We start from the raw sequence: 12790 nt of genomic DNA, 5'->3' as shown, positions 1-12790 counted from the left end.
CAGCCGCCCGCCCGACACCATGAGCGAGATCGCCACCGCGACCACCGTCGCCCCCGCCACCCATAAGTGCGGAGGCAGCCGGGGCATCCGCAGCACCCGGTCCTTCAGGGTGGTCCCGGCAGCCGGCTCGGTCCTGGCCAGCGGGAACCGGAGCGCCAGCAGCGTGGCCAGCTCACCCAGGTGCCGCCGGCCCCGCTTCTCCCACTCCGGCCCGTACCCGGCGACCGCGTCCTCCTCCAGCTCCGCCGCGAACTGCCTGGCCGAGGCGTACCTGGCGGACGGATCCTTGGCCATCCCGCGTTTGAGCAGGTCGCGCAGGGTGTCGGGGGTCACCTCCAGCGGCACCGGCTCCACCAGGTGCTGGTCCCGCACGGCGGGGACGTCCACCTCCCCCTCCTCGCCCTCCTTGACCGCCCGATAGGGAGGCCGCCCCCTGACGGCCTCGAAGAGCACGCACGCCGCCGCGTACAGGTCCGCGGGCGGCCCGGCCTGCCCCTGCGTCCACAGCTCGGGCGACATGTACTCGGGGCTGCCCGCGGGCACGCCCGGCTCTTCTGCGTGCACGACGACGCCGAAGTCGGCCAGCTTGCTGGTGCCGTCCGCCTGGACCAGGATGTTCTCCGGCTTGACGTCTCGGTGCGGCACGCCCCGCTCGTGCGCGGCGGTCAGGGCCAGCAGCGTGCTCTTCAGCACGGCGAGGGCCGCTTCCGGGCTGATCCCGCGGTGCTCGGTCAGCAGCGTACGCAGCGACACGCCGTCCACCAGCTCCATGACGACGGCCGCCCTGGTGGAGGTCTCGACGTACTCGTAGATCCGGACCACGTTCGGGTCGTCGATCTCGACCAGTTCGTGGGTGTCCGACCGGAAGCGGTCCATGAACTCGGTGTCCCTGCGCAGTGTGGCGTTCAGATACTTGATCGCCACGTAGGCGCCGGTCTCCTGATATGTGGCGAGGAACACCCGGCCGGTGCGGCCGGCGCCGAGCTGGCGGACTTCACGGTAACCAGGGACCAAGTCGAACCCCCATAAGCAGCCCTCTTCGATTTGACGGTCTCACCTGGGGTTGCGGTTGTCACGACTGAAGATATTTCGCCGGGTGTTAATGCGAAATGACGCTGTGTTGCGGGTGGTATGCTGAGTCGTTCCCAAGCAAGCGCTCGGCTAAATCGACGGAGGTCGCCCGTGGGGCGCGTGGCCGTGCTGGTGATGGAGATGCAGAGGGGCGTCGTCGGCGATCTCACGAAATTTCCGGACCTGGTGGATGCCTGTGCTCGGCACGACGTCGTGACCAACACCGCCCGCCTCCTCCAGGCGGCCAGATCGGCCGGGATCCCGGTGATCCACTGCACGGCCGCCTTCCGCCCCGACCGGTCCGGCTCCCACACGGACAACTGCCCGTTCATCGTCTCCCTGCTCAAGGACCCGGACCACATGCTGGAGGGCACGGCCGCAGCAGAGGTCATCCCCGAGCTGCAGGACGACGGCGACCTGGAGAGCCGCCGCCACCACGGCTTCTCCCCGTTCACCGGCACCTCGCTCGACATGACGCTGCGCTCCCTGGGAGTGTCCGCCGTGGTCGCGACGGGCGTGTCGCTCAACCTGGGCATCCCGGGCCTGGCGCTGGAGGCGGTCAACCTGGGATACCGGGTGACGGTCGTCACGGACGCGGTGGCGGGCATCCCCGAGGACTACGCGCGGGCCGTACTGAAACACACGATCAGCCTCCTCGCCACCCGCGCCACCACCGCGGACCTCGTCGAGAGCTGGAAATGATGGACGGGCTGCGCCTGGACGGGCGCGTGGCGGTGGTGACCGGGGGAGCGGGCGCGATCGGCGCGGCCATCGCCGCGGACCTGTCCGCGCTGGGGGCGGAGGTCGTGGTCGCCGACGTGCGGGACGCGGCACCGGTGGCCTCGGGTCTGCCCGGCGGGCGGGCGGCGGTCGTGGACCTGGCCTCGCCCGTGTCCGTCGAGGAGTTCTCCGAAGCAGTGGGGCCGGTGGACATCCTGGTGCACAACGCCGGGGTGTCGATCGTGGAGCCGTTCACCGAGAGCAACCCCGCGGGCTGGGATCTCATGTGGCAGGTCAACCTGCGCGGGCCGATGCTGCTCACCAAGCTGCTCCTGCCCGGCATGATGGCCAGGGGCTGGGGGCGGCTGGTGTTCGTCTCCTCCGACGGCGCCAGGGCGGGATCGGGCGGCGAGGGGGCGTACGCGGCGACCAAGGCGGGGCTGTTCGGTCTGGCCAAGACGCTCGCCAGGGAGGCGGCCAAGGCGCGGGTCACCTCGAACGTGGTCTGCCCCGGCCCCACGGACACGCCGATGCTCCAGCGGGTGTCCGCGGCCGAGCCGGGGCTGGTGGACAAGATCGCGCGAGGCATCCCGCTGCGCCGCCTCGGGACCCCCGCTGACGTGGCGGGCCTGGTCGCCTACCTGTGCACGGATCGCGCGGCCTACATCACCGGGCAGACGCTGTCGGTCAGCGGCGGCGTGACCATGCACTGAGCGATCATGCGATCAGAGCGAGTCGTAGACGGCCTGCACCAGGCGGAGGCCACGCAGGTTGCCGGAGACGGCGTTGGCCATCTTGTTCATGACGTAGCCGATGGCCAGGCCGCGATCCGGGTCGCCCACGCCGAGCGAGCCGCCCAGGCCGGAGTGGCCGAACGCGGTCTCGGACGGCATCAGGAACGTCATGGACGGCCGCATGTAGCCGAGGCCGAACGAGGTGTCCAGGAGCAGGACGCGGTCGGGGCCCTGCACGCGGGGGCGTACGGCGTCCCGCAGTGTCTCGGGGCGCAGAAGATCGCCCGCGATCAGCGAACGGTAGAACCCGGCCAGCCCTCTGGCCGTGGTCACGACCCCGGCCGCGGGCCAGCCCGCCCGCAGGATGACGGGGTGGTTCGCGCCGCCCTTGAGGAGGTGCATGCCGGGGTTGCCGAGCGCACGGTTCATGAGGCTCTGCGGGTCGAGCGCCGCCCTCGCCATCTCGGCCAGCACATCCGGACCCTCGCTGGTGGTCTCAGTGACCGCCGTACGGGGACGTTCGCCCGCTTTGAGGCGCGCCGTGCGGGCGATCACCGTGTCCGGCGCCCCCACCCAGAGCTCCAGCGCCAGCGGCTGGGCGATCTCCGCGGCGACCAGTTCGCCCACCGGCTTGCCGGTGACGCGCCTGATCACCTCCCCCACCAGGAACCCGTACGACAGCGCGTGGTAGCCGTGCGCCGACCCCGGCTCCCACAGGGGCGCCTGACCGGCGAGCCGTGCAGCGATGGCCGCCGGATCCCCGAACTCCTCCACCGGCACCGGCTCCTCCACCACCGGCAACCCGGACTGGTGAGTGAGCAGGTGCTCGACGGTGATCGCTCCCTTGCCCCGGGCCGCGAACTCCGGCCACACGTCCGCGACCGCCCCGGAGACGTCCACCAGCCCCCGCTCGGCGAGCTGCAGCAGCACGGTCGCGGTGATCGCCTTGGTGCAGGAATACGCGAAGGCGGGCGTGTCGCCCTCCCACGGCCGCCCCGTGTGCCGGTCGGCCACACCGCCCCACAGATCCACGACCAGCTCGCCGTCCAGGTAGACGGCGAAGGCGGCGCCCAGCTCCGCACCGTCGGCGAGATGCCCTTCGAACACCTCGCGCACGCGGGAGAACCGCGGATCACAGTGCATCAGACCTCCGCATGAGAAAGGGAGCGCTTACTTGGTTCACGAGCCTAACAACTGGGGGCGTTTCGGCCCAGACGATCAGCGCGGCACCCTCAACCTCCTCACCGCGGCCGTGGTGCTCGACGCCCTGCGCAGCGCCACCACGGGCGAGGTGCTCAGCCTGGCCATGCCGATCAGGGGCGCCACCTCCTCGCCCGCCCCCACGACGGTCCCGCACCTGCCCGGCCGCCCGCTGCCGCAGCACTTCATGTCCGTGGACGGCGGCGACTACGCGGCCGGCACCCGCCCGATCGGGGAGGGTCTGTACGTGGCCGACGACGCGCTGGTCGTCAGCCACCACGGCACCACGACCCACATGGACGCGCTCTGCCACATGTGGTCGGGCGACGAGCTCTACAACGGCCACCCGGCGGCCAGGGTCCGCTCCTACGGCGCGACCAGGTGCGGCATCGAGCAGGTGGGCGGCGTGGTCGCCAGGGGTGTCCTGTTCGACGTGGCAGCGCACCTCGGCCTCGACCACCTGCCCGCCGATTTCAGGATCCCGGCGGAGCTGCTGGCGGAGATCGCCACGCCGCGGCCGGGGGACGCCGCGGTGATCCGTACCGGATGGCCCCTGGTGTGGCAGCGGTCGCGCGAGGAGTACTGGGCGGGTCAGCCGGGGCTGTCCGCGGAGGCGGGACGCTGGCTCGCCGCGCATGACGTGTCGGTGGTGGCCTCGGACAACGCCGCCATCGGCGGGCTCAACGCCCGGGGGCTCGCCGACGAGGGCCTCGCCGACGACCTGCACCTCATCCTGCTCCACCGGCACGGCGTGCATCTCGTCGAGATGCTCTGGCTGGAGGAGCTGGGGGCCGCGGGCCGTACGGAGTTCGTGTTCGTGGTGGCACCGCTCAGGATCGAGGGCGGCACCGGCAGCCCGGTCACCCCGCTGGTCATCCTCTGATCCGGACGTTTCCGCATATTTTCCGGCGCATTTGGATATTTCGTGATCAGCCGTTAACTCCCGAGCTCGATGGTCTGTCCCGGTAAATCCCCCGTGCTAGGAGACCCAGTGCGCCGCCTCGCCCTCATCGGTATCGCCGCCACCGCCCTGACCGCTCTCGCGGCCGTACCAGCCGCCGACGCCACCACGGCGGGACGCGGCACGCTGCGGATCAACCAGATCCAGACCATGGCCACCCACAACAGCTACCACCGCGAGCTGACCGACGCCGAGAAGGACGTGCAGCGCAAGTCCGACGCCAACTGGTGGAACCTGCAGTACTCGCACACCGCCCTGCCGAACCAGCTCACCGCCCAGCATGTGCGCGGCATCGAGCTTGACGTCTTCCCCGACCCCAAGGGCGGCCTGTACGCCAACCCGCTGGTCAGGCGGGACGCCGGGCTGCCGCCGCTCAACGACCCCGCGCTCGCCAAGCCCGGGTTCAAGGTGCTGCACTGGGCCGACCACGACTACGGCACCAACTGCTCGGCCCTGGTCACCTGCCTGCGCCAGGTGCGCGAATGGTCCGACGCCCACCCCGGGCACGTGCCGCTGACGATCCTCACCGAGTTCAAGAGCACCGACCCGGCCAAGGAGGCGATGGGCGGGGCCAAGAGCCCGGCGTGGGACGCGGCCCTGATGGACGCCCTGGACGCCGAGATCCGCTCCGTCTTCCCCGACGACCGGCTCATCACGCCTGACGACGTTCGCAGGCCGGGGCTCACCCTCGAGCAGTCCGTGCTCCAGAACGGCTGGCCGGAGCTGTCGTCCTCGCGGGGCAAGGTCATGTTCTTCATGGACAACCAGGCCGAGGCCATCCAGACGCCCTACCTCGCCGGCCACCCCAGCCTGGAGGGGCGGGTGCTGTTCACGAACTCCCGCCCCGGCCGCGCGGACGCCGCCTTCGTCGGCTGGAACGAGCCGCAGGGCACGAACACCGCGCAGATCCAGGACCTCGTACAGAAGGGCTACTACGTGCGCACCCGCTCCGACGTGCCGTTCACCGAGGCCAGGTCGGGCGACACGAGCCGGCTGAAGGCGGCGCTGGACAGCGGCGCGCAGATGGTCAGCACGGACTTCCCCGTGGTCGGCCTGTCCGCCAGGAACGGCAGCGACTACGTGGCCGAGCTGCCCGGCGGCGCCACGGCCCGCTGCAACCCGGTGAACGCGCCCACCGGCTGCCAGGACCGCACGCTGGAGCGCCTGCGCTGAACGGCACGTGACGGCCGCCCGACCGGCGTCGCGGCGGGCGCCCGTCACGTTCCCGGGTAGTTGCCGCCGCCGTGCGCCGCGTCCAGGGCGTCGTAGTCGGGGACGAAGCCGCGCTTGGGGATCGTGTCCACGAACGCCACCTCCCGGGGCTTCTTGTACGACGCCAGCTGCGTCTTGACGTGCTCGACCAGCTCGTCCTGCGTGACGGCGGCGTCCGGCTTGAGCGCCACCACGGCCTTGACCGCCTGGTGCCAGGTGGGGTCGGGGACGCCGATGACGGCGGCGTCGGCCACGGCCGGGTGGGACTTGAGCGCGCGTTCCACCTCGGCGGGGTAGATGTTCTCGGCGCCAGACTTGATCATGCGAAGTTTGGGGCCGATGAAGGTGATGGTGCCGTCGGGTTCGCGGCGGCCGAGGTCGCCGGTGTGGTGCCAGCCGTACGCCGACTTGGCCGTATTTAAGTCGGGTCGGGCGAAATATCCGGAAAAGAGGGTCTTGCCGCGGGCGCAGATCTCGCCCACCTCGCCAGGCGGGAGTTCGGTGCCGTCCGGGCCCAGGATGCGTACCTGGACCAAGGGAGAGGGACGGCCCGCGAACCCGGCGCCGCCCTCGGCCAGCCCGAGGAACGTGAGCATGCCGCCCACCTCGGTCTGCCCGTACCCGCCCATCTTGGACCGGCACCAGGGAGAGTCGTCCACTGTGATCATGCCGTCCCACTCGGCCGAGTGCGAGACGAACCTCAGCGACGACAGGTCGTACTTGCCGCCCGCGTTCGCGGCCGCCACCGCGTCGATCATCTGCCCGAACAGGAACGCCTGCGTCACCCGCTCGGCGTCGATCAGCCGGCAGACCTCCTCGGCGTCGAAGGCGGGCGTGAACACGTTCGTGCCGCCGATCTGCAGCGTGGCCAGGCAGAACATCATGGTGCCGACGTGGAAGAGCGGCCCGTTGTTGAGGAACGTGAAGCCGGGCTCCATCTGGCGCACGACGAGCAGCGAGGTGCTGTGGGCGACCAGTGCGGCGCTGCTGAGCAGGGTGGCGCTGGGCCGTCCCCCGAAGGCGGCCGTGTAGAGGGCCAGGACCGGCTCGGTGTCCGCCACCTGCGGGAAGTCCCGCAGCGAGCCGCCCGCCACCAGTTCCTCGTACTCGTCCCCGGCCCGCACCCACGTGCTCTCGGACACGGCGGCGGTGGCGTCCGAGGGCTCCCAGACGACGACCTTGGGGGTCAGGTCGGACAGGACGAACCGCAGCTCGTCCTCCGACTGCCGCCAGTTGGCCGGGCAGAGGACCGCGCCCAGGCGGGAGCAGGCCAGCAGCAGCTCCAGCACGGCATGGGAGTTCTGGCCGAGCCACACCACTCTCTCCCCGGCCGCCACACCCCGCCCCGCCAGTGCGTCGGCCAGCCGGGTCACCCGCGTGTCCAGCTCCGGGTAGGTGCGCCGTACGCCCCCGTCCACCACCGCCGTCACCTGGGGACGGCTGCGGGCGTGGTCGGCGAGGACGTCTGACAGGGACAGACTGTGGATCATCGCGGCCTCCAGGAATCAGCGGAAGGCGGGCATGACTTCGGTGGCGAACAGGCGCATGACCTGCTTCATGTCCTCCAGCGGCATCGGGCGGGTGCTGCCGAAGTCGCACAGCAGGTTCGTGAAGCCGGCGTCCCTGAGCAGTGAGATCTGCTCGATCGCCCGCGCCGGGTCCCCGATCACCTCCAGCTGCTCCCACCGGAAGTCGGCCGACAACGTGCCGCCTTTGAGGTAGCGGTTCTGGTAGTACTCGAAGCCCTGTGCGGCCTGGCCGGTCTTGGGGTCGATGGGGGCGCTGCGCTCGTTGAAGATGCGCGAGCGGTCGAACGATGCCTCGAACCGCGCCTGGTCCTCGCGCGCCTGCTCCAGCGTCGGCGCCACGTACACGGTCCGCGCCACCACCAGCTCCGCCCCCTCGGGGTGCCCGGCCTGCGCGGCCGTCGCCCGCCACATCTCCGCCGCCTTGACCACCTTGCGGAACGGCGCCGCCGGGTCGGCCAGGATGGGCAGCCCGCGCTCGGCGTACATGGTCACGGTCTCGGGCGACACGGCCGCCACGTGCAGCGGCGGATGCGGCGACTGCAGCGGCCTGGGCGTCAGGCTCACCTCGGAACCGGTCTTGAAGAACTTCCCCTCATGCTGGTACGCGTCCTGCGTCCAGAGCCCGATGATCACCTCCAGCGCCTCGTTGAACCGGTCGCGGGCCTCCGCCAGGTCGATCCCGAACCCCTCGAACTCGAAGCTCTGGTACCCCCGGCCGATCCCCAGGTCCAGCCTGCCCCCGGAGAGCACGTCCACCTGCGCGGCCTCCTCGGCCACGTGGATCGGGTTGTGCAGGGGGAGCACCACGATCCCCGTGCCGAGCCGGATGCGCGAGGTGCGGGCGGCGGCGTGGGCGAGCATGGTGAACAGGTTGGGGACGACGCCGTAGTCGCGGAAATGGTGCTCGGCCAGCCGTACCCCGTCGAACCCCAGCTCCTCGGCCAGCTCGATGAGCTCCAGGTGGTAGTCGTAGACGTCCTTGAAGCTCTGGCCGTCGAAGCGGTGGAAGAGGTGGAAGGTCGAGAACTTCATGCGGGCGACCCCTCAGCGTGGGAACCAAGCGCTCGCTTGGGAGCGTACCACGCCCACCCACCACCACCCCAGCGGTCCTCGCTATGCTCGGGTGTGCTGATGAGTCTCGAGGCTTCGTCCCGGAGCCGGCGAGGTGGCCTGGCCGACCCCCGCGCTCCCCTGGCCACTGACCCAGGAGGGCCGTGCGCTGATAGAGGAGCAGCGGCAGCCTCTCGGCGTCGTCTCGCTGCGGGAGCGGCGCCGTCACAGCCTGGAAGCCGCCGGGCTCGCAAAGCGGGGCATTCCTGATACGCGGGAGGATGATCTTTCTACTCAGCAGAAACATCCTCCACTCTGGATGAAAAATGGCATACCTGCACCAAACCAATCATTCTGTGTCTTGAGTTGCTTTCGGGTTCGAGCGCGCGCCGCACGACCAGCAATATCGGAGGCGTTCCAGCGGTCGTGCGGCCTCTGACTCACCCGAGACAAGGCTCGGTTCGCCGAGAGGGCCCTGCTCGATACGGCAGCCTGATCGCTGGATGGATGTCGAGCGCGGCAAGCTCCTCAGGAGCGGCCCACCGGCCGGTCGCCGCTGGTCGGCTGGGGTGCAGCAACCGAACGCATAGAGACCCCACCGCAGCGCCCCTGGGTTATCCCGGCGCCTTGCGGCTGAGGTGTTCCCAGGCGCGGTATTCGGCGGCGCGCGCCTGGTCCATCTGCTGCACCAGGTCGTAGGAGTGACCGCCGACGATCAGCCGCAGGGGCGGGTCCGGCAGGTCGACCACTTCCATGATGACGGGGGCGGCGGTGCTCGGGTCGGGGCCCGCGTCGTCGCCCCACATCTCGGCCATCTTGGCGCGTAGCGGGTCGTAGACGGGGTTCGGCTGCGTGGCCGTGGTTCCGGTGGTGAACAGCCCGGTGTCGTAGCCGCCCATCTGCAGGATGGTGACCTTGATGCCGAACGGCTCCACCTCCATGGCCAGGGCCTGGCTGGCCGAGTCGAGCGCCGACTTGCCCGCCGCGTACAGGCCGACCGAGGCGACGCCGCCGCCCGAGCCCATCGAGGTGACCTGCAGGATGCGCCCTGAGCCCTGATCGCGCAGGTGCGGGACGACGGCCTGGGCCACCCAGATCGCGCCGAAGAGGTTGACGTCGAAATGGGCCCTGATCTGCTCTTCCGTGGCCTCTTCCAGCATGCCGTACAGCAGCCCGCCGGCGTTGTTGACCACGATGTCGAGCCGCCCGAACGCGGCTACCGCCCGGTCCACGCCCTCGTGTACGGCGGCCCGGTCGGACACGTCGAGCGGCATCCGTACGAGAGTGTCGGGATATTTCCGGGACAGGTCGGCCAGCGGCTCCACATCGCGCGCGGTGGCCACGACCCGGTCTCCCGCGGCCAGCGCCGCCTCGGCGAACGCCCTGCCCAGGCCGCGGGACGCGCCGGTGATGAACCATATACGGGTCATGAAGTACTCCTCAAAACGAGACGAGACGTATCGTCTCGTCTTCAGGCAGACTATACGACCGTTGAGCCCTGTCAAGACGGACCGTCTCGTCTCGCCGCGCTGCTATGCTGGCCCGCATGTCCACGCGACCCGACCCGGCCCGCCGCAGCGAGCGTTCGCGCCAGGCCATCCTCGACGCGGCCCGCGAGCTGGTCTCCGAGGTGGGATACGCCAGGCTCTCGATCGAGGCCATCGCCGCCCGCGCCGGCGTGGGCAAGCAGACGATCTACCGCTGGTGGCGGTCCAAGGGGGCCGTGGTCTTCGACGCCTTCCTCGCCCTCAGCCAGGTCGGCGACAGCATTGCGCTGCCCGACACGGGCGACATCGAGGCCGATCTCAAGATGGTGATGCGGGCGACGGTGGCCGAGTTCGCCGATGCGGAGTTCGAGGCGCCGATCAGGGCGCTCACTACGGAGATCATCAACGATCCCGAGCTGGCCGCCCAGTACCGCGAGAAGCTGGCGGGCCCGGTCGACGAGGCCAAGAAGGCCAGGCTGCGCAGCGCGCAGGGGGCCGGCCAGATAGCCGCCGACGCCGACCTCGACCTGGCCCTGGAGCTCCTGTACGCCCCGCTGTTCCAGCGGTGGCTGCACCGCTCGGGCCCGCTCACCCCCGAGTACGCCGACGCCCTCGTCGACCTCGCTCTCAGGGCTCTACGCCAGGACTGACCCCAACGCTCGCCGGGGGTTCAGGCGGAACGGAAGTCCGCGATGATCTCGTCGAGATGGCGAAGCGCGGTGTCGGCGCGTACCGGGTCGGCGTAGTAGGGGTCGTCGGGCACCGGGAGCGATGCCGCGAGGCCCCAGCCGCGGCCTCGCGCCCAGGTCGCGTCGTCCACGCCGAGCGTCTCCCGGAAGACGCCCCGAGCCTCGGGAGGCAGGAACTTCCACGCGGCCAGCAGGTCCACGGCGGGGTCGCCGACGGCGAGCGTGCCGAAGTCGATCACGGCGCTCAGCCTGCCCTCGACGGTCAGGAGGTTCCCGGTGGCGAGGTCGCCGTGGATCCACACCGGCGGGCCGTCCCAGGCGGGGGCCGCCAGGGCCGCCTCCCACACGGCCGTCACAACGTCGGTGTCCACCATCCCGCGCAGCGCCTCGATCTTGGGGCGTACGCGGGCCTCGACGGCCAGGGAGTCCCGCTCGTCGCCCATCGGCACGCCGCGGAACGCGTTGCTCCACGAGGGGCCGGGACCGCCGGTCGCGTCGATCCGCTGCAGCGCGCGGACGAAGCCGGCCAGCTCCTTGGCCGCCCGCACGGGATCCGCCAGCTCCTCCGTGGTCTCGCCTTCCAGCCACCGGTAGATCGACCAGGGGAAGGGGTAGCCTTCACCGGGCTCGCCCTTCGCGAGCGGCTCGGAGATCGGCAGCGGCAGGTGCGGGGCGATCCGCGGCAGCCAGCGGTGCTCGCGCTCCACCTGCCCGACCCACCGGGGGTAGCGGGGCAAACGTACGGACATGTCCTCGCCGAGCCGGAACGTCGCGTTGTCCATCCCGGACCGCGGCACGGGGGTGAGGGGTAGGCCGGCCCACTGGGGGAACTGCGCCGCGAGCAGGCGGCGTACCAGGGGCTCGTCGATCAGCACGTCGTCGGGGTCAGGCGTGGACACGCAGGGCTCCTTCTGGGTGAGAGTTGGGGGAGCGGCGCAGGACGGGGGCGAGCAGCGTCAGCAGCACGACCACAGCGGTGATCAGCGCGAACGCCGTGGGATAGCTGAGCGCGCCGGCGACCCATCCGGTAACGGCGGGGGCGATCAGGCCCGACAGGTACGTGATCGTAGCCACGCCTGCCACGCCCTCGCCCGGAGTCGTGCCCGCGTTGCCCGCCGCCGCGAACACGAGCGGCACGATCACCGCTATCCCCAGCCCGACCAGGGCGAACCCAGCGATGGCGAGGGCCGGAGTGCGGGCCGCGACCACGAGGACCCCGCCGACCGCCGCCACGGCGCCGCCCGTCCTGACGGCCGCGACAGGACCGAGCCGGCGGATGACGCGGTCGCCCAGCAGTCGCGCGCTCGCCATGCAGAGCATGAAGACGGTGTACCCGGCGGCGGCCAGCCCCGGACTGGCGTCGGTGACCGCGGTGAGGTAGACGGCGGCCCAGTTCGAGCTGGCGCCCTCGGCGAACGTCCCGCAGAACCCGACCAGCCCGATGGCCAGGATCCCGCGTGTGGGGAGCGCGAAGCGTCGTGGCGGGGGTGCGTCAGCCACGCGTACGGAACCTGCTGCCGTCCCGCTGTCGGGGAGGAGGCCGCGGCCGGCTGCCGCGCCGAAGGCGAGTAACGCCAGCGACATGACCCCGAGGTGGAGCCGGGCGTCGATGCCCGCGTGCGCGGCCAGGGCGCCGAGGCCGCCGGCGGCCAGGCTGCCGACGGCCCACATGCCATGCAGCCCCGACATGATCGAGCGGCCCAGGCGCCGTTCGAGTATGACGGCGTGCGCGTTCATCGCGACGTCGGACATGCCCGCCGCCGCCCCGAACAGCAGGTACGCCCCGAACAGCCACACGGGCGACGGGGAGAGCGCGGGCAGGGCCAGGCCCGCGCACCACAGCGCGATGAGGGTGCGCGTGGCGGCGCGGTTGCCGAAGCGGTAGGTGAGACGGCTCGCCGTCGGCATCCCCACGAAGGCGCCGATCGACGGACACAGCAGCGCGAGGCCGAGGGTGGCGGGGCTGAGGTGGAGATGGTCCTGGATCCAGGGGATGCGCGTGGACAGGGTGCCGGCGACGGCGCCGTGCGTGGCGAAGACGGCCGCGATGGCACGGTGATGTCTCATGTCCGAGAAATTATCAGGCAGGGTTCCTGATGAAAAGAGGTTTTAGGCAGGCTCCCTGATTATTATTGGG

Annotated in this window: 12 protein-coding genes; 5 read left to right on the top strand and 7 right to left on the bottom strand. The window is 70.9% G+C overall.

Annotated features, from left to right (window positions below):
* On the bottom strand, positions 1-1014 hold a 1014-nt coding region (locus tag AB0J09_RS18705; protein WP_360692043.1), incomplete at its 3' end, for a serine/threonine-protein kinase.
* A gap of 168 nt (positions 1015-1182) precedes the next feature.
* Between AB0J09_RS18705 and AB0J09_RS18700 the strand changes: the two genes are divergently transcribed.
* Positions 1183-1773 carry an isochorismatase family cysteine hydrolase gene (locus AB0J09_RS18700; protein WP_360692040.1) on the top strand — a complete coding sequence of 197 codons (591 nt, stop codon included), beginning with the start codon at positions 1183-1185 and terminating at the stop codon, positions 1771-1773.
* On the top strand, positions 1773-2504 hold the full coding sequence (locus AB0J09_RS18695; protein WP_360692048.1) for an SDR family NAD(P)-dependent oxidoreductase: 732 nt from the start codon (positions 1773-1775) through the stop codon (positions 2502-2504). The genes AB0J09_RS18700 and AB0J09_RS18695 overlap by 1 nt, the downstream gene beginning before the upstream one ends.
* A gap of 12 nt (positions 2505-2516) precedes the next feature.
* Here the strand turns inward: AB0J09_RS18695 and AB0J09_RS18690 are convergent, their stop codons facing one another.
* The gene (locus AB0J09_RS18690) at positions 2517-3668 is read right to left on the bottom strand and encodes a serine hydrolase domain-containing protein (RefSeq protein ID WP_360692037.1); all 1152 of its coding nucleotides are present in this window, start codon (positions 3666-3668) and stop codon (positions 2517-2519) included.
* Positions 3669-3699: 31 nt separating this feature from the next.
* Here AB0J09_RS18690 and AB0J09_RS18685 point away from each other — a divergent pair, with 31 nt between their 5' ends.
* Positions 3700-4608: a cyclase family protein gene (locus AB0J09_RS18685; protein WP_360692034.1), complete on the top strand. Its 909-nt coding sequence runs from the start codon at positions 3700-3702 to the stop codon at positions 4606-4608.
* 108 nt (positions 4609-4716) lie between these two features.
* Positions 4717-5859 (top strand): phosphatidylinositol-specific phospholipase C1-like protein, encoded by a 1143-nt coding sequence (locus tag AB0J09_RS18680; protein WP_360692032.1) that lies wholly within the window; start codon positions 4717-4719, stop codon positions 5857-5859.
* 44 nt (positions 5860-5903) lie between these two features.
* Here the strand turns inward: AB0J09_RS18680 and AB0J09_RS18675 are convergent, their stop codons facing one another.
* The 3 genes from AB0J09_RS18675 to AB0J09_RS18665 all read right to left on the bottom strand — a co-directional run bounded on the left by AB0J09_RS18675 (position 5904) and on the right by AB0J09_RS18665 (position 9907).
* Positions 5904-7388 carry an AMP-binding protein gene (locus tag AB0J09_RS18675; RefSeq protein WP_360692029.1) on the bottom strand — a complete coding sequence of 495 codons (1485 nt, stop codon included), beginning with the start codon at positions 7386-7388 and terminating at the stop codon, positions 5904-5906.
* A gap of 15 nt (positions 7389-7403) precedes the next feature.
* A complete protein-coding gene (locus AB0J09_RS18670) occupies positions 7404-8459 on the bottom strand; it encodes an LLM class flavin-dependent oxidoreductase (protein ID WP_360692026.1) in 1056 nt (351 codons plus the stop codon).
* A gap of 632 nt (positions 8460-9091) precedes the next feature.
* Positions 9092-9907, bottom strand: coding sequence for an SDR family NAD(P)-dependent oxidoreductase (locus AB0J09_RS18665; protein WP_360692023.1), 816 nt, complete (start codon positions 9905-9907; stop codon positions 9092-9094).
* A 116-nt stretch (positions 9908-10023) separates the two neighbouring features.
* Between AB0J09_RS18665 and AB0J09_RS18660 the strand changes: the two genes are divergently transcribed.
* On the top strand, positions 10024-10614 hold the full coding sequence (locus AB0J09_RS18660) for a TetR/AcrR family transcriptional regulator (RefSeq protein WP_360692020.1): 591 nt from the start codon (positions 10024-10026) through the stop codon (positions 10612-10614).
* 20 nt (positions 10615-10634) lie between these two features.
* Here the strand turns inward: AB0J09_RS18660 and AB0J09_RS18655 are convergent, their stop codons facing one another.
* Entirely contained in the window at positions 10635-11552 is a 918-nt protein-coding gene (locus tag AB0J09_RS18655; protein ID WP_360692017.1) for an aminoglycoside phosphotransferase family protein, read from the bottom strand.
* Positions 11539-12720, bottom strand: coding sequence for an MFS transporter (locus AB0J09_RS18650; protein WP_360692015.1), 1182 nt, complete (start codon positions 12718-12720; stop codon positions 11539-11541). Before AB0J09_RS18650 ends, AB0J09_RS18655 begins: the two co-directional genes overlap by 14 nt.
* Between the last annotated feature and the right edge of the window lie 70 nt (positions 12721-12790).

Origin of the sequence: Nonomuraea sp. NPDC049784, from assembly GCF_040659615.1 — a bacterium.
Classification (GTDB): domain Bacteria; phylum Actinomycetota; class Actinomycetes; order Streptosporangiales; family Streptosporangiaceae; genus Nonomuraea.
Note: the sequence above shows the minus strand (reverse complement) of the source record. Positions and strands in the feature narration are given on the sequence as shown.